The organism is Micromonospora sp. NPDC049257 (assembly GCF_040678915.1).
GTDB classification, from domain to species: domain Bacteria; phylum Actinomycetota; class Actinomycetes; order Mycobacteriales; family Micromonosporaceae; genus Micromonospora; species Micromonospora antibiotica.
The window spans coordinates 51970-69492 of the sequence record NZ_JBFAQU010000001.1 but is presented as its reverse complement, the minus strand read 5'-3'; the positions used below and the strand labels follow the sequence as shown (position 1 = coordinate 69492).

12 protein-coding genes are annotated in these 17523 nt (G+C 72.9%); 5 read left to right on the top strand and 7 right to left on the bottom strand.

The features are described 5' to 3' along the window. Positions 1-19: 19 nt before the first annotated feature. Positions 20-826 (top strand): SAM-dependent methyltransferase, encoded by an 807-nt coding sequence (locus AB0K25_RS00265; protein ID WP_208564992.1) that lies wholly within the window; start codon positions 20-22, stop codon positions 824-826. Then, entirely contained in the window at positions 823-2667 is a 1845-nt protein-coding gene (locus AB0K25_RS00260; protein WP_363817288.1) for a bifunctional diguanylate cyclase/phosphodiesterase, read from the top strand. The genes AB0K25_RS00265 and AB0K25_RS00260 overlap by 4 nt, the downstream gene beginning before the upstream one ends. A gap of 29 nt (positions 2668-2696) precedes the next feature. On the opposite strand, the gene AB0K25_RS00255 is transcribed toward AB0K25_RS00260, so the two are convergent. Continuing rightward, entirely contained in the window at positions 2697-5537 is a 2841-nt protein-coding gene (locus AB0K25_RS00255) for a CHAT domain-containing protein (protein WP_363817285.1), read from the bottom strand. Positions 5538-5620: 83 nt separating this feature from the next. Here AB0K25_RS00255 and AB0K25_RS00250 point away from each other — a divergent pair, with 83 nt between their 5' ends. Next, positions 5621-6001 (top strand): hypothetical protein, encoded by a 381-nt coding sequence (locus AB0K25_RS00250; protein ID WP_219465222.1) that lies wholly within the window; start codon positions 5621-5623, stop codon positions 5999-6001. An 832-nt stretch (positions 6002-6833) separates the two neighbouring features. Here AB0K25_RS00250 and AB0K25_RS00245 read toward each other — a convergent pair. The 4 genes from AB0K25_RS00245 to wrbA form a co-directional block, all read right to left on the bottom strand. Continuing rightward, positions 6834-8441, bottom strand: coding sequence for a hypothetical protein (locus tag AB0K25_RS00245; protein WP_363817282.1), 1608 nt, complete (start codon positions 8439-8441; stop codon positions 6834-6836). After that, on the bottom strand, positions 8438-9292 hold the full coding sequence (locus tag AB0K25_RS00240; protein ID WP_363817279.1) for a protein phosphatase 2C domain-containing protein: 855 nt from the start codon (positions 9290-9292) through the stop codon (positions 8438-8440). Before AB0K25_RS00240 ends, AB0K25_RS00245 begins: the two co-directional genes overlap by 4 nt. After that, positions 9289-9966, bottom strand: coding sequence for a hypothetical protein (locus AB0K25_RS00235; RefSeq protein ID WP_219465218.1), 678 nt, complete (start codon positions 9964-9966; stop codon positions 9289-9291). The genes AB0K25_RS00240 and AB0K25_RS00235 overlap by 4 nt, the downstream gene beginning before the upstream one ends. 163 nt (positions 9967-10129) lie before the next feature. Next, positions 10130-10738, bottom strand: coding sequence for an NAD(P)H:quinone oxidoreductase (wrbA, locus tag AB0K25_RS00230; RefSeq protein WP_363817276.1), 609 nt, complete (start codon positions 10736-10738; stop codon positions 10130-10132). Positions 10739-10890: 152 nt separating this feature from the next. Between wrbA and sigJ the strand changes: the two genes are divergently transcribed. Together sigJ and AB0K25_RS00220 are read left to right on the top strand one after the other, a co-directional pair. Beyond that, entirely contained in the window at positions 10891-11817 is a 927-nt protein-coding gene (gene sigJ, locus AB0K25_RS00225) for an RNA polymerase sigma factor SigJ (protein WP_219465216.1), read from the top strand. A gap of 177 nt (positions 11818-11994) precedes the next feature. Continuing rightward, a complete protein-coding gene (locus tag AB0K25_RS00220) occupies positions 11995-13215 on the top strand; it encodes a cellulose binding domain-containing protein (RefSeq protein ID WP_363817273.1) in 1221 nt (406 codons plus the stop codon). Positions 13216-13231: 16 nt separating this feature from the next. Here the strand turns inward: AB0K25_RS00220 and AB0K25_RS00215 are convergent, their stop codons facing one another. Further along, positions 13232-15589 carry a low temperature requirement protein A gene (locus tag AB0K25_RS00215; RefSeq protein WP_363817270.1) on the bottom strand — a complete coding sequence of 786 codons (2358 nt, stop codon included), beginning with the start codon at positions 15587-15589 and terminating at the stop codon, positions 13232-13234. A gap of 262 nt (positions 15590-15851) precedes the next feature. Next, positions 15852-17222 carry a ricin-type beta-trefoil lectin domain protein gene (locus tag AB0K25_RS00210; protein ID WP_308290936.1) on the bottom strand — a complete coding sequence of 457 codons (1371 nt, stop codon included), beginning with the start codon at positions 17220-17222 and terminating at the stop codon, positions 15852-15854. Between the last annotated feature and the right edge of the window lie 301 nt (positions 17223-17523).

Here is a 17523-nt window from a genome sequence, read left to right as displayed (position 1 = left end):
GTGGTGCTGGAGGGTGGCGATGGAACGGCCGGAATGGGCACCAGCAGATGTGGATCTCAGCCGGCCGAGCGTGGCCCGAGCCTACGACTACTGGCTCGGCGGCTCGCACAACTTCGAGGTCGACCGGGAGTTCGCCCGCCAGGCACTGGCTGCGGTGCCCGATCTCCGCCTGGTCGCGCGGGCCAACCGCGAGTTCCTGCACCGGGCGGTGCGGTTCATGCTCGACGAGGGGATCCGTCAGTTCCTGGACATCGGGTCCGGTATTCCGACGGTGGGCAACGTGCACGAGATCGCCCAGCAGGTGGACCCGCACTCCCGGGTCGCCTACGTGGACATCGACCCGGTGGCGGTGACGCACAGCACGCACATCCTCGCCGGCCAACCGAACGCGGTCGCCCTGCTCGAGGACCTGCGCCATCCGGAGGCCATCCTGGACCATCCGGAGGTCCGCCGGCTGTTGGATCTGGACCGACCGGTCGGCCTGCTGCTCGTCTCGGTGGTCCACGCGGTCCCCGACCACGACGACCCGTACGGACTGATCAGGCGGCTGTGGACCGCGTTGGCCCCCGGCAGTTGCGTGGCGATCAGCCACGTCACCACCGACAGCCGGCCGGACGAGATGGGCGAGGGCGCCCGGCTCAGCGGCCGGACGAACACCCCGGTCACCGCCCGGACCCGCGCCCAGGTGGAGGACTTCTTCACCGGCCTCGACCTGGTCGAACCCGGCGTGGTGTGGTCCCCGCTGTGGCGTCCCGAGTCGGAGGCCGACGTCGGCGAGCACCCGGAACGGATGAGTTTCTACGTCGGAGTCGGACGCCGCAGGTGAACGACCGGCCCGCCGCCGACGGGGCCGACGGCCGGGGCGTCGGGGAGTTCGTGACGGCGTGGGCCACGGCCCTGCACCGGGCCCACTACGTGCCGATCAGCGCCGAGCAACGGCACCGCATCGTCACCGGGCTCGCGGACCGCCTGGTCACCGCGGTCCTCGCCGGACCGGGCGGGCCCGGCGAAGGCCGTCGGATCGGTGCCGACCTGGTGGCGGCCGGCTTCGGGTCGCCGGAGGCGCTCGGTGGGACGATCGCGGTCCTCACCTCGCGGCTCCTCGGCGACCTCGGCGTCGCCGCCGACCCCACCCGGACGGCCCGGCTGAACGACCTGCTGGCGGAACTCGCGACGGGCTTCACGTCGGCCGCGCACGACCACAGCCTGCGGGCCCAGGACACGGTCCGGCTTGCCGCGTTGGCCGCCCGCACCCAGGCCGAGGAGGCGTTACGGGTCAGCGAGGCCAGGTTCCGTCGCTTCGCCACGCACGACCAGTTGACCGGACTACCCAACCTGACACTGCTCACCGAGCAGTTGGGACGGCTGTCCACCGCCGAGGCGCCGACCGACCGGGTCGGGGTCTGCTGCCTCGACGTCGACGACTTCGCGGCGGTCAACGACGTACTCGGGTACCAGGTGGGCGACCTGCTCCTGCGCGAGATCGCCGCCCGGCTCGGCGCGCTCGCCGACGGGCGGGTCGACCTGGTGGCGCGGCTGGACAGCGACCGGTTCGCGATCCTGGTCCGCGACACCACCTGCGCCGGGGACGTCGTCAAGATCGCTGATCGGGCGCTCGCCGTGCTCGCCGCCCCGTTCCGGGTCAGCGGCACCGAGGTGCCGCTGACGGTGAGCGCCGGGGTGGCCGAGGGCACCGTCGCCGACGGCGGCGCCGCGCGCCTGATGCGCGCCGGTGAGATCGCGCTGCACTGGGCCAAGGCGGACGGCAAGGCCACCCTGCGCCTGTTCGACCAGGACCGCAGCAACGCCGACGCCGAGCGTTACCGGCTGTCGGCGGCCATGCCGGCGGCGCTGCGACGGGGCGAGTTCACCGCCGCCTACCAGCCCGTCACCGCGCTACGCTCCGGACGGCTGGCCGGGGTGGAGGCCCTGGCCCGCTGGCGGCATCCCCAGCTCGGGCTGCTGAGCGCCGCCCGCTTCATCGAGCTGGCCGAACGCACCGGCCTCGTGGTGGCGCTCGGCAGCCAACTGCTGGAGCAGGCGTGCCGGCAGGCCAGCAGTTGGCAGCGGATCCAACCCGGCCTGTACGTGAGCGTGAACGTCTCGGTACGCCAACTGCACCGCACCGGCCTCGCCGGGGAGGTGGCGCAGATTCTCGACCGGACGGGTCTGCCGCCGCACCTGCTGCACCTGGAAGTCACCGAGCAGGCGGTGATCGACCTGACCGGCGTGGTGACGCAGACCCTGGCGGCGTTGATGCAACTCGGCGTCCGGATCGTCATCGACGACTTCGGCGTCGGCTATGCGAATCTGGCCAACCTCCGCTCCCTGCCCCTGTACGGCCTCAAACTCGACGCCAGTCTGACCCGGCCGTCGGCGCAGCCGGCCCGCTGGCCCGGGGCCCGCCGCCCCGGCACGGATGACGACTTCCTCGGCACCGTCGTGTCGCTCGGGCACAGGCTCGGTCTCGTCGTGACCGCCGAGGGCATCGAAACCGCCCAGCAGGCCCACCGGCTGACCGCGGCCGGTTGCGACAACGGGCAGGGTTGGCACTTCGGTCGTCCGGTGCCACCCGACGAGATCACCGCCGGCATCGTCGCGCAGCAGCACCGCGAAGCTGTGCCACCCGGCCCCGAGCTGCCGGTGATCCCGGTCCAGCGGCGCTGACGCCCCCGCCGGCCGCTGCTGCCGGAGGGTCAGGGGCCGGTGTGGACCAGCGCCGCCCACAGTTCCGGGCGGTCCGGGTGCGCCCGTCGTACCCGATCTATGGCCGCGTCCAGCGCGACGGCCGCACCGTCGGCGTCCAGGTGGTCCCCGGCGCTCAGCCCGGCGTAGACGTCGCCGGCGACCTGGGCCGCCACCCGGTCGGAGACCGCCCACTGGCTGCCGATCACGTGTCGGAAGCCGGCCATCTGGAGCGCCGCGGTGAGATGGATCGCCTCGTCGGGCAGGTCCCGGCCGCCCGCCGCGGTGCGACACGCCGAGAGGTAGGCGAGGTCGGCCCCACCGGCCGACTGGCTGCGGGCGGCGAGGCGGCCGGCCAGGTCCAGGACGCTGAGCCTGCCGTCGACCAGGCGGAGGGCGGCCGCACTGGGCCGCTTGAAGTCCTGGTCGCCGTGGCAGGCGAAGTGCGCCCAGCTGTGCCGTTCGAGCGCGCTCAGCACACCCTCGACGGTGGCGCTGCGACCGGACAACACCCGCAGGCCGGGCACGTGCGAGCTGACCGCGCGCAGCTCGTCGCTGACCGCCGGCAGCGACGGCTGGCCGGGCAGGGTGCCGAGCCCCACCGCGAACGCCCGCGGCGGCCCGGGCGGCGCCGGGGTGGTGCGGGCGCGCAGCAGCGCGGACAGGCTCGGGGTGTAGGACGACACGCAACGCGCGGCGATCGAGATCCGGCGTCGCGCGGCGAGCGGGGCGCTCGCCCCGAACCGGCCGGCGGCGTGCAGCGGCAACATCGTCAGCGGCCCCGTCGGGCACCACCACACGCGGTGCCGTCGCTCCGGCCCGACGCCGAGCAGGTCGTCGAGGGCCGCACAGACGGACTCCCCGACGGTGTCCCAGAGCCACCGCTGCAACGACACCAGCGTCTGGTGCAACGCGGCCCGCTCGGCCGGCCCGCCGCCCCCCTCCACCGCCCGCTGCACATCGAGGAACGCCGCGGCACGCCGCTGCGCCGTGTCGTGCGACAGCCACGGCAGCGGCACGGCCCGTACCCCGTCGGCGGTGACGACGATCGCGTCGCTGCGCCACCGCGAGGTGTTGACCAGTACCGCGGCGCCGCCCCTGGTGGCGGGCTGGAGGGCGGCGAACGACGGCGGGTGCAGGAAGTTCTCGAAGCCGGGCTGGCGGCGGGCCTCGGCCGCCAGCCGCTCCCAGCGTTCCGCCAACCGGCGGCGGTGACCGGCGTCCTCGGTCTCGGCACGGTGCGGTCCACCCAGCGCACTGGTCAGCAGGTCCCGGCCCAGCTCCCAGCCGGGCCGGGACGGCAGCGCGACGATCGGGGACGCCCCGGCGCCGTCCAGTTCCCGGCGCGTCCGGTCGAGTTCGTCGGCGAGCGTGGGTGCGACCGCGGCCAGCGCGGACAGGTCGCTGCGGGTCTGCAGGGCCTGTGACCACAGCACCTGACGACCCTGCTCCAGGAGTTCCACCGCGCGTTGCGGCTGACCGGCGGCGATGGCCCAGGCCGCCGCGTCGCCGGCCAGGCCGGCCACCGAGGTCAGCCGCTTCTCCTGCACGGTACGGTCCAGGCCCCGCCACGCCAGCAGCGGCAGCAGACCCACGGCGGTGCCGTACGCCTCCACGGCCAGCGTCGCGTCACCGGCCTCGGCGGCGGTCTGCGCCCAGGTGCGGGCGGCGGTCATCCGGATCTCGATCGCACCCGCCCGGGAGGCCGACGACGACCGCCACATGCCGACCGCGGCGTCGAGGTCGGCCGGGTCGTGATCGATCAGGTAGCGGATCCGCAACGCCGTGCCGAGCACGTTGAGGGCCCGTGCCCGGTCCGGATGGCCCGGCGAGAACCCGGCCAGGGCGGCCATACCGGTGTCGACGGCGTCGCTGACCCCGGCCGGGTCGCTGCTCATCCGGGCCCGGATGAGCAGCGAGTGGGCCAGGCTGACCAGGTGGCCGGCCCGTTGGGTGCCGGCGGTCGGTGCGTCGACGGCCTCCCGGGCGCTGCGGATCGCCTCGTCGAGGTGCACCGACGAGTTGTTGCTGAGGCCGTGCAGGACCAGCAGCACCCCGTGGGTGGCCAGCAGTTGCGCGCGGACCGTGCCGACGGCCGGCAGGTCCGCGACGACCTGCCGGCTGACCCGGACCGCCTCGTGCAGGTCGGTTTCGTCCGCGTGGTCGGTGCTCACCCAACGCTGCACCAGCGCGATCACCAGCACACCGTTGAGGGCGGCCCGGTCCACGTGCCGCGCGGGCATGGCGGCCAGACCGCTGCGGCAGTGCTCGATCGCCTCGTCGATGTCGCGTGGACCGCCCGTCCGGGTGAAGCGCATGGCCAGGCACAGCGCCAGCAGTTGGCGGGCGGTGAGCACGTGGTCCGGGTCGGTGGACCGGTGGACCTCCCGGCTGAGGCGTACGGCCGCGTCGATGTCCGCCAACTGGCCGAACCGTTCGAAACTGAGCCGGTACACGTTCACGCAGCGGACCAGCACGTCGATCCGGATCGGGTCGTCCGCGCCGACGGCGGCCACCGCGACGTCCGCGTGCCGCTTCGCCGTCGACAGGTCCGCCACCTCACGCCGCTGCTCGAACCGGAAGCCGACGACCAGGGCCAGCTGGGCGTTGACGTACGGCCACCACGGATCACCGGGCGAGGTCAGCGCCGTGGCCTGCTCGGCGGCGACCACCGCCGCGTCGAGGTGCTTCGGGTCCGAGGCCCGGCCCCGCAACATCAGGACGGTGGAGAGCGCGGCGAGCACATCCACCCGGGACGGATCGGACGCGAGCAGGCTCCGCGCCACGTCCTCGGCCCGGACCAGCAGCGACTCGTCGCCACTGTCGTTGTAGGCGACGATGAGCGGATCCATCGAATCGACGGATCCTGCTTCGGATGGCACGGATTCAGTAGATTCGACGGCAGCTCGGGCGTCAATCGACAGGAGTGTCGTGTATGGAGCAACGTCGTCTGCTGGCCGCGTTGTGCGCCGCCGTACCGACCCTGCGCGAACGCGCCGAGGCGGGGATGTGGACCGACCTGCTCGACGACCTGCTCGACGAGCTGGCCGCCGGCCGGCCGGTGGAGGAGGTCTGCCGGCAGCTCGGCTGGACCGTCGGACCGGAGCCCGAGACCGAGCGCGGCATCGGCTCCGGCCCGTCGCTTCCCGACTACGCCGGGGGCGCCCGACTGGAGGGTCTCGCGCCGGTGGTGCTCAACGGTGACTACCGCTGCCCACACCACCGCTGTGCACGCCGGGCCCACCGCGACGACCGGGGTCGGGTGCCGCACTGTGCGCTCGCCGGTACGCCGATGACGTACCGGACCGAGCCATGATCGAGGTGCTGCTGGGCGAGGTCGGCCGACGCCTCAACGACCGGTGGCTGACCCGGGCGCTGGGCCCCGGCCTGCTGTGGTGCCTGGTCGCCGCGTTCGCCGTACTGCCGGGGCGCGGTGGTGTCTTCGACGTGCCCGGCGCGGCGCTCGCCGCCGCTGACGCGCTCGACCACCTGAAGGGCCGGGTCAGCCTGGCCGTGGTGGTCGGGTCGCTCGTCGTCGCGGTCGCCGCGGTGGCCGCCGTCGGCGCCCAGGCGGCCGGCCGGGTCGTCCGCCACCTCTGGCTCGGGTCCTGGGCCGGCCCGGCGGGGCGGATCGCGACGGCGCTGACCGCCCGCCGCCGGGCCGCTGCCGCGCGTCGGCTGGTCGCGCAACACCGGGTGGTCCCGGCGGTGTACCTGCCGGCCCGGCCGACGTGGATCGGTGACCGGATCCGCCTCGCCGACGACCGGGTCGCCGCGCAGTACGGTCTCCGCCTGGGCCTGATCTGGCCACGGCTCTGGCTGCTGCTCACCGCCGACGGCCGGACCGACGTGATGCAGGCCCGTGACCGGTTCGACCGGGCCGTCACCTCGGCCGGCTGGGCGGTGCTCTACCTGGCGCTGACCCCGTGGTGGTGGCCGGCGGCACCGCTCGGCGCGACCCTCGGTGTCGTCTTCTGGTGGCGGGCCCGGTCCGCGGTGGGCCTGTTCGCCGACACCGTGGAGGCGACCGTCGACCTGCGGCACCGCAGCCTGGTCGCCGAGTTGGGCTTCCCCGTCGAGGAGGGTCGTCCGCTGCCCCCGTCCACCGCTGCCGCCGTCAACGACCTGCTGCACAAGGGTGCCAGCGGTCACGGGCAGGAGGCCCGGGCCGGGGCGGCGAGCGAGCCCACGCGGTATCCGGCACCGTCCTTGACCAGTGACAGCCGGGAGCGCCAGCAATCGGATGACGAGCCTTCACCACTCGGCACGAACACCACGTTGACCTGAGGGCTGCCGCTGGCCGCGGTGCGGATCCCGATGATGGTCGCGCCACGGAACGGGCCCCGGTCCGCCAACGTGGCGGCGCGCGCGGTCTGGGTGCTGCTGCGGTCGGCCAGGCGTGGTGAGTCGATGTTGATCCCGCAGAGGAAGCCGCCGACGGCGGCGACCGCCGCTTTCGTCCGGGCGGACGTCCGGTTGAGGCCGCGCCCCACCGTGACGTCGCTGAACAGGCAGGGCCTGGCCAGGGAAAGGAGCTTTTCGAGGTCGAAACGGGTCGGTAGCGGCAGGACGGGCGCTGCGGGCACCCCTGCCGGGTAGCGGGTGGGCAGGACCCGGGGGTAGGAGGGCACGATGGTGGCGTCCCACCGCACTCCCGTCGGCAGACTCGACCGGGCCCGGGGGGTCGTGCTCGTCGTGTCGCTGTTGGCGCTGATCAGGCCGGCCATCACCGCGATCGCGGCGATCGCCGCGACGAGCAGACCCCAACCCCGGCCGGCCGGCTGGGGGTTGACCACCCCGGGCCGGGGGACGTTGCGGCGTACGGGGTCCCGGCGGGGGGCGTTCGGGCGCGTCGACCCCTGACCGGGCGGCTCCGGGCCCGGGGAAGCAGCCGGTGCCGTCGGCGGTGTGCGTCGGATGCCCCGCTCCAGGGCGTCCAGCCAGTGCTCCGGGGCCGGCCGGCGGTCCGGGACGGGGTCGAGACTCCGGCCGGCGAGGGTGACCAGTTGCCGGTCGAGCCGCCGCTGCGCCGCAGCCGGATCGCGGGTCTGCTGGTCACCGGCGAACAGGCGGACCGCGAGCAGTCCGAACTTGAACGCGTCGGTGGCCGGGGTGGCCAGTTCCTCGGCGTCCGCGTCCGGCACGTGCCACTCGGGGGTCTCGGCCTGCGCCAGCACCGAGTCGCCATCGAGGCGCATCGCGTCACAGTCGATGAAGTAGCACCGGGGTCGGGCGTCGAGGCTGAACAGCAGGTTGTTCGGCGACAGGTCACCGACGCAGACCCCGAGGCGGTGCAGCAGGGTCAGCGCCTCGGCGGTGTCCCGCAGCAGTTCGAGGCGCATCCGGTCGTCGACGTGCAGGCCACGGCCGCGCAGGTAGTCGTCGTTGTTGAGTAGGTACTGCACCTGTGCCAGCACGGTGTCCGGCCCGCGTGGCAGTTGGATCCGGACCCGGAACCGGTCGGGCACCCGGGGCATCAGGAAGCCCCGCACCACGCCCTCCTTACGGACGACGGCGGTGGGCCAGGCGGCGAGACCGAGCAGCGCGTCCGCGTCCGGTCCGGCGTCGGCGGCGAGTCGGACGAAACGGTTCAGCGTGGTCACGTCGACGTCGTCGACGAGCCGGGTCGCGTACTCCTTGTAGACCCACCGGGGGTCCTCGGTGAGGGCGTAGACCGTGCCCTGACCGCCGACCCCGATGCGGTTACGCGGGCCGAGGGCGGACAGGCTCACCTCGGGCGGCAGTGGGCTGGTCATGGCAGTTCGGGCGGGACCGGCCAGACGGCCAGCACGGTACGGTCGTCGTCCCAGGCCCCGCCGGCGAAGTCGAGCATCCAGGCGAGCCGGGTCAGCGCGGGCGGCGTGGTCAGCCCGTCGCCGAACAGTCGCCCGAGGTCCCCGGTGCCGTGCCCGAGCGGCTCGGCGAAACCGTCGGTGGCCAGCACCAGCACGTCGCCCGCGACGAGGGTCACCGCCACCGGGTCGACCTCGGTGGGCACCCGGGGCAGGGCGGCGACGCCGTCCGGCAGCAACTCGTCCTGCGGGTCGGCCGGGTCGGTGAGCAGTGGCTCCCAGGTGCCGTCGCGCAACCGCCAGGCGGCCGAGTCACCGACCCGGACCAGGTGGGCGACGGCCCGACCGGGCCCGTCCGGCCGGACGAGGGCGACGACCACGGTGCTGGCCAGCAGCGCCTCGGCCCGCTGCGGATCGGGCTCACCCAGCTGCCGCCCGGCGTACTCCACCAGGGCCCAGCCCGCGCAGCGCAGCAGGTCGTGCCAGTCGACGGTGTCGTCGGCGCGCAGCAGGTAGTCGACGACCGTCCGGCACACCATGGTGGCGCCCAGGTGGGACAGCGGGGCGTTGGAGACCCCGTCGGCCACCACCGCGATCACCGAACCGTCCGCCGTGGCCAGCGCGAAATCGTCCTGCCGGGGTACGTCGGACGCCCGGTGGCCGGGCCCGCGCACCGAGGCCGCCCGCACCGCGAAGCCGTCCGTCGCCCACCCGTCGAGCACGGTGTCCGGCCGGTACGGCTGCGTCTGCGGTGCGCGGGCCGGCAGCTCCGGGCCCGTCGCCCCGATCAGCGGAGGAGCCCAGTCGAAGCTCACACCACGTCCACGGCCATCCGGAAGCTGTCCGGCCGCTCCACGACCAGCTCCGCCGTGTCGCCACCGACGGCCTGCCCCGACCTGATGACGCTGCGGGTCAGGGCGGTGCAGAACTCGGCGATCGCGAACCCCACCTCGACCCCGGGGGTGGCCACGAACGCGAATTCCGGCCGGGTCGCCACGTGCAGGATCGTCTCGGCCCGTGCCTCGCCGATGCCACACGCGATTATGTTCGGCGCGGTCGGGGTGCGCTCCCGGTCGGTCAGCTCGGCATAGACCGGCTCCCACTCGCCCGGGTCGGTCGGTTGGCCGTCGCTGAGGAAGAACACCGCCGGCCGGTGCACCGCGAAGCCCTCCCGTTTGAGGGCGCGCACGTCGGCCGGGATCCGGTCGACCAGCAGGCTGAACGCGACGCCGTAGGCCGTCCCGGCCCGTACGGACAGCTGCGGCAGCGCCGACTCGTTGCGCAGGTCGGACAGTGCGGAGTGGACGATCACGTCCTCGGAGAACCCGATGATCGAGAAGCGGACCTTGGCCGCTGCGAGCGGCTCACGCAGCAGGGCGTCGTGGAGTGACTGGAGGCCGGCGTTCAGCTCGTCCACGACCGGAGTCATGGAGACGGACTCGTCCGCCACCAGATAGACCGGCAGGACCCGCCCCATGGTCTCGGCCATGCACACCCCCTCGACCGTCGCTGGTGGACCGCTTCAACGTAACACCGCCTGTCTATGCGAGTTTCGCGCTCCGCAACGGCCCCGACCGCCCCCGCCCCGACCGCCCCCGTTCCGGCCGGCCTGCTCAGGCCGGGCGATCCGCCCGGTCGGGGCGGGGAGGGATTCAGGCGGGCCGTCCGGCTTTCAGTGCGGCTGCGGTGTCGACCACGCGCCGGGCCTGGTAGCGGGCCGCCTGGAGGGTGACGTCACCGGGCGGGCCGCTGCGGGCCACGTGCGAGGTGCCGTAGGGGTTACCCGACTGGAACTGGATCGGGTCGGTGTAGCCGGGAGGCACGATGATCCCGCCCCAGTGGTAGAAGACGTTCGACAGCGACAGCAGGGTCGACTCCTGCCCGCCGTGCGAGGTGTTCGACGCGGTGAAGGCCGAGTAGACCTTGCCGGCGAGCCGGCCCTGGAACCACAGCGGGCCGAGGGTGTCGATGAACGCCTTGAGCTGGCTCGACACGTTGCCGAAGCGGGTGGGGGTGCCGAGCAGGGCCGCGTCTGCCCAGTCCAGGTCGTCGCCGCTGGCCACGTCGACGTCGGCGGTGTCCTGGACGTGCTGGGCCCACTCCGCCCTGGCGTCGACCGCCTCGGCCGGGGCCGTCTCGGCCACCTTGCGCAGGCGTACGTTCGCGCCGGCCTGCCGCGCTCCCTCGGCCGCGGCCTCGGCCAGGGTGTGCACGGTGCCGGTGGCGCTGTAGTAGATGATCGCCAGGTTCACTGGTTCCATGATCGTTTTCCCCCCGTCGCTGGGATAGTGTTCGGTGCACTGATACGACGACACAGCCCTGCCGAATGTCAGGCGGCGTGCCGGGGTCACCACCGCTGGCGTACGTCGGTCGAGCCGGTGGGCGGGGAGCGGGCGAGGGGGCCGGCGGCAGCATGACCAACCCCACCGGTCTGGGGTCCGACCGGCCCGGCCCGGCCCCGAGCGGGCTCGTCGGCGAACGGCGTCAGCTCGTCAATCTCGCGTACCGGCTGCTCGGGTCCCTGGCCGACACCGAGGACGTCGTGCAGGAGACGTACGCCCGCTGGTATGCCCTGACCCCCGGCCAGCGGGACGCCATCGCGGCCCCGGACGCCTGGCTGGCCAGGGTCGCCGGTCGGATCTGCCTCGACCTGCTCGGCTCGGCCCGCGCGCGGCGGGAGCGCTACGTGGGTCAGTGGCTGCCGGAGCCGCTGCCCGCACGTGCGGAGTGGACCAGCGACCCCACCGGTGGTGACCCGGTCGACCAGATCGCCCTCGACGAGTCGGTCGGGATGGCCTTCCTGGTGGTGCTGGAGTCGATGACCCCGGCCGAGCGCGTCGCGTTCGTCCTGCACGACGTCTTCCGCTACTCCTTCGCCGAGGTGGCCGAGGTCGTCGGCCGTACCCCGGCGGCGTGCCGCCAGCTGGCCTCGTCCGGTCGCCGCCGCGTGCGCGGGGCACCGGTACCCGGCGTGCCCACCGCCCGCCAGGCCGGCATCGTCCGGGAGTTCAGGAAGGCGTGGCAGGCCGCCGACATCGACGCGCTCGTCGGTCTGCTGACGCCCGACGCCACCGCGACCGGCGACGGTGGCGGGCGGGTCAGCGCGGCACTCCACCCGATCGAGGGTGCCGGGCAGGTCGCACGTTTCTTCGCCGATCGGGGCGGTGCGGCCTCCGGCGTCCGGCTCCTGGAGTGCACGGTCAACGGGCAGCCAGGTCTGGTGGCGCAGGTGGCGGGTGTCGTCGGGGCGGTGCTGGCGTTCGACGTCGTGGGTGACCGGATCAGGCGCATCTGGACGGTCCTCAATCCCGACAAGCTCCGCGCCTGGACGGCCGGCTGAGCTGCGGGGCGGCTCCCGGGGAGCAGGCGGCCGTCCGGTCGCGGGCCGGTCCGGGCCGCCCCGCAACCGAGCGCGCGAGCCGGTGCCGGACCCGATCGGGTCCGAGGTGGCCCGGAACCACGCACCGGTTGGTGCAAGTCGTTGACAACCTTCGATATGTTGCCGCACCGTGGACGTATGCCAGGGGTCCGTTCGTCCGCGCCGCGCCGCCGCGTGCGGCCCGGCCTGCTCGCCGCCGTCGTCTCGTCGATCGCCGTGTTCGGCCTGGGAGCGATCGCCGTACCGGCCGCCGGTGCCGGCACCACGACGCTCCCCGTACCGGCCGCCGGTGGGCTCCCCGGGGTCGCGCCCGCACCCGCCGCGGCGCCCCTGGCGGGAGCGGCCACGACGACGCCGCCGACCGCGCCACCCACCACCCCGCCGGGCACACCGGACACCTCGCCCTTCCCGCCGGGCGTGCCCACGAACGTCACCGCCAGCCAGGTCAAGACGAGGTCGGTCACCCTCACCTGGACGGCCGCGACCCGTGGCTGCTGCGCCATCGCCGGCTACGACATCACGTACTACAGCCCCTTCGACGACGTCGTCATGTCGGCAAGCGTCGGCGACGTCACCACCACCACGATCAGCAACTACATCACCCCGGGCCGGCAGTACCTGTTCCGGATCTCCGCCCGGGACGTCGTCGGGCACCGCTCCCTGTCGTCGGAGCCGGTCACCGTGGTCACCCCGGTCACCGACACCGGACCGGACACCACCCCGCCGAGCGCGCCGCAGAACCTGACCCTCGGCGACGTGACCGACTCGACCGCCACGCTCTCCTGGTCACCCTCGACCGACGACGTCGGGGTGAGCGGCTACAACGTCTACCGCTTCGACGGCTGGTACAGCTCGTTCCTGGTCGCCACCGTGTCGACGACGACGTACCCGATCGCGCTCCCGCCGCCGCCTCCGCCGTCGACGCCGCTGCGGTACCAGTTCTACGTGCGGGCCCGGGACGCGGCCGGCAACCTCTCGATCGCCTCCAACGCGGTCTTCGCGCCGACGACGCCCACCCCGCCGACCACACCGCCGCCGACCACCTGCCGGGTGACCTACCAGAACCAGTCCGAGTGGCAGGGCGGGTTCGTCACCGTCGTGACGGTCCGGAACACCGCGACCGCGCCGGTGGACGGCTGGACGCTCACCTTCAGCTTCCGGGGGGACCAGCAGGTCACCTCCGGGTGGAACGCGACGACCAGCCAGAGCGGGGCCACGGTGACGGCCCGTAACGTCGACTGGAACCGCGTCGTCGCGCCGAACGGCTCGGTGAGCTTCGGCATCCAGGGCAGCTGGCACACCAGCAACGCGCCGCCGACCAGCTTCGGGCTCAACGGCGGCCCCTGCACCGTCGGCTGAGCCCGGCCCACCCGGCTCACGTCCGGGCGGGCCGCCGGGTCCGTGGGTCACCCTCCTGCACCGCCTCGACGACGGCGAAGACGACGCCGATCACGGTCAGCAGCAGCAACGAAAGCACGGACGGCAGCGCGACGGTCACCGGCGCGAGGACGGTGACCACCCCCGCGCCGATGAGCCGGTGGAGGCTGACCGTCCGGAAGATCCGCAGCCAGAACATCTGGTTGCCGAGCAGGTACAACGCCACCCCGAAGAACAGCATGTAGTGGCCCAGCAGGGCGCTGTGCCGCTCCTGGGACGCGGCCAGGGTCTGGTGCAGGCCGTAGGCGATCAGGACGATCCCGGCCATCATCGGCAGGTGCAGATAGGTGTACGCGTCCCGCGCGGCGCGGACCCGACGGTCCCCCTCGTAGGCCTCGAGGGCGATCCGGGCCGCGTCGATGCCGGTGAAGTAGCTCCACCAGATCGTGCCGAGGGCCACCACCGACGCGACGACGACGACCAGCGTGGGGGCGGAGATCGGCACGTTGTTGATGGAGATGCCGACGGAGAGGACCGCCTCGCCGACGGCGATCAGGATGACCAGGGCGTGCCGGTCGGCCCAGTGCCGGACCAGCCTGATCCGCCACAGCCGCCCACCGGCCCAGTACCCGGCGACGTACTGCACGAGCAGCGCGGCCACCCAGAGCAGCGTGATGGCGGGGTGCCGGGCGGCCGTGTCGGGGGCGGCCAGCTCGACGACGGCGATCACCAGCAGGATGGCGATGGTGACGGTCGTGGCGACGAACCGTTTCCGGGTGCCCCGCAGGTCGGAGTTCTCCCGGACGAGCTGCCGGAAGATCAACCCCTGCATGAGCTGGATGCCGATGTAACACCCGACGACCAGCAGCGGGCCCGAGAGGCTGCCGGGCAGGGGGACGAAGGCCTGCGGGATCGCCAGCCCGATCAGCAGCACCGCCGTCATGATGCCCGCCGTGCACAGCCGCACCACCGTGCTGTCGTGCCGTACGGAGTTGGCGAGCCAGGTGTACGACGTCCAGGCCCACCACAGCAGCGCCAACAGGAGCATGCCCTGGGCCAGGCCGAGCAGGGTGGGAAACCGGTTCATCACCGCGGTGACCTCGATGAAGGCGTACACGAACACGAGGTCGACGAAGAGTTCCCGAGGGTCGACCGTCCCGACGTGGAGGCGCTCCTGCTCGATCGACTCGTGAAGTTGCCGGTGTTTTCGCCGGAAGAGGGTGTTGTCCAGCACCAGCATCGTGCAGACGGCGGCGACGAGCACCACCAGCGCCTGCACCGCGGTCAGCCGTCCGACCACCGTCAGCAGCGCCGTCAGCAGCGCCACCCCCACCAGCGGACCCCGACCCAGCAGGCGGATCGCCCGCCACTCCACCGCGACGAGCGCGCCCAGATAGAGCAGCACACCGCCGTACAGGATGGCGACGCCGGCCGACGGCCACGGCTGGGTGCTCTTCGGGGTGGCGTGTGTGTTGAGGTACTTCAGCCCCAGCGCGAAGAAGATCAACCCGCCGATCATGGGCAGGTGCAGCCCGCTGTAGACGTCCCGACCGACCCGGGCGCGGTCCCGCCCGGAGCTGGCCCGCAGGGCCCGTTCGACGATCACCTTGGCCAGGTCGAAGTAGCTCCACCACAGCGCGAAGACCACGGTGATGCCCAGCACCGCCCCGACGGCCAACTCGGGGGTCACCGGGCGGTCCACCCCGAGCCCCTCGCTGGCACCGATCGAGATGATCGTCTCGCCGAGCGCGATGAGCACGATCAGGGCGTGCCGTTCGGCGAAGTGCCACGGTGAGACGACCCGCCAGCCACCCTTGCTGGCCACCACGAGGATGAGCGAGTCGATCATGAGGGCGCTCGCGAACAGCACAGCCTGCACCAGGGTGGCGTCGACGATCGCCGGCAGCAGCGGCGGCACCAGGTAGGAGGCGAGCAGCACCAGCCCACCGGCGATGAAGATCGACCAGGCGGCGACCACCGACGGCCGGCCGCCCTCGCCCCGGTGGCTGACGAACGTGAGGACGACCATGGCGGTCGCCCGGATCAGCAGATATCCGCAGATCAGCACCATTGGGCCGGGCAGTCCGCCCGCCCGGTCGGTGAACGCCTCGGGTATCGCGACCCCGATCGCCAGCAGGGCGGCGGCGATGCCGAGCATGACCGGGGGCATGATCCCCCGGTCGAGGTGCACCACGTTGCCGAGCCAGACACACGGGGTCCAGCAGTGCCAGAGTAGGAGGATCACGAGCACGCCCTGGACCAACCCGAGGGGGCTGAAATGCTCGGCCATCAGCGTGGTGACGGCCAGGAACGCGAACACGAAGAGTAGATCGACGAAGAGCTCGACCCAGCTCACATCGCCGATGGCCCCGGGGTCACGGGCCACCAGACGCCGACCCCCGGCTGTCGGGTGTGGCGCGGGATCATCCCTCCGCACCCGATAAGCCTCGCAAACCGGACACGGCTTGTCCCGTCAACGTCGATTAGCGGTGCGAACGGTCGGCGCCGAGCGGAAGTCACCTCCGCCGCGTACGCCACCGGGCCGGGCCGGCGCCTCCCCGGATGCGGGAGACGCCGGCCCGGGTCCGCGTGCTGCGGGAGCGGTCGCCGGTCGACCGTCAGGTCAGGGGCGTCAGGGTGAACCGTTGGTTGGTCTGCCCGTGACAGTCGTAGAGCTGGACCTGCGCCCCGTTGGCCGTGCTCCAGACGTCCAGGCACCGCCCGGACTGCACGCTGCTGATGGTGCCGTTGGCGTTGACGTTCCACTGCTGGTTGGTCTGGCTGTGGCAGCCGTAGATCTGGACCGCCGCGCCGTTACCGGAGCCCGCCGCGTCCAGGCACATGTCGCCGTACACCCGGAGTTGTTTGTTCGTGGTGTACGTCCACGACTGGTTGGTCCCGCGGTTGCAGTCCCAGAGCTGGACCCGGGTGCCGTTGGCGCGGGAGGCGTTGGGCACGTCGAGGCACCGGTTGGACTGCGCGCCGACGATCAGGCTGGCGGCGCCGGGCGGGTTGCTCGGCGGCGGCGTGGTCTGCGGCGGGGTGGTCGGGATCGGCGGCGGGGTGTCCGACGGGATCGGCGGCGGGGTGGTCGACGTCGGCGGCAGCAGCGGGCACGTGCTGCGGTAGCTGACCACACCGCTGTTGTCCGCCAGTGGGCAGAGGAACTGGCTGTACCGGGCGTCGTTGTCGACGAACATCTTGAGGAACGGCAGCATGGTCCGGATCAGCACCGGGTTCGACCGGCCGACCATGAACCCGTGGTCGGCCCCCGCGACCTCCAGGTAGGCGCTCTCGGTCGTGGTCGGGAGGCTGTTGTAGAGCCCGGTGGCGTAGGACGGGGTGACCACCGTGTCCGCCTGCCCGGCGAAGACCATCGTGGGCACCCGGTCGTTGGCCAGGTTCGACGACGGCGAGTACGGCGCGATGCCGACCGCCGCCTTCAACGCCGGGCGGCGCAGCGCCGCGCTGAGCGCCCCGCCACCACCCATCGAGTGACCGGAGACGGCCAGCCGGTTGGGGTCGATCCGGTCCCGTACCGGGCTCTGCTGCACCAGGTAGTCCAGCGCGGCGAGCAACTGGGTGCCCCGGGCCGTGTCGAAGTCGTTGCGGCTGTTGGTCTCGATGCCGATCACGACGAAGCCGTGCGAAGCCAGCCACGGCCCCATCCAGGCCAGCTCGACGGAGAACAGCGCGGTGTAGCCGGGCGAGATGGCGACCGCCCCGAAGGTGCCCTGGCTGGTGTCGGTCGGGTAGTAGATCCGACCGCCGTTGAAGCCGTACCCGGTCGGGACGGCGACCGAGGTGTTGGCGAACGGGCCGTTCACGGCGGCGACGCTGCTCCGGGTGGGGTCGGGGCCCCGCTGGTACGGGTTGTCGGCGGCCGACGCCGTCCCGGTCGCCACCGTCATGGTGAACAACCCGGCGACGGCGGCGGCGATCCCGGCCGTGACCAGCGTGAACAGCCTTCCCCGCCGACGGGGGGACACCCGGGCGGGGTGGGGCTGCTCCGGGGGCGGAGAGTGGGGTACGTGTCCGCGCACTGTCGGTACCTCCTGGTGGTGGATGGTGGGTGGCCCCGTAGCGTGCTGTTTACGTTCACGATTATCGATGGATTTCAGGTTGGCAGGTAATCCCGGGGTTTTCAACCGGTAGTTTCGAGCAGGTGACCCGATAGTTTCGAGGTCGTCTCCGAGGGGCATGGAACGGCCCTCCCCGGACGCCGTGGAGACGTCCGGGGAGGGCCGGTGGTCGGGACGGGGTCCGAGCGCGGCGCCCCGGGCCGGTGAC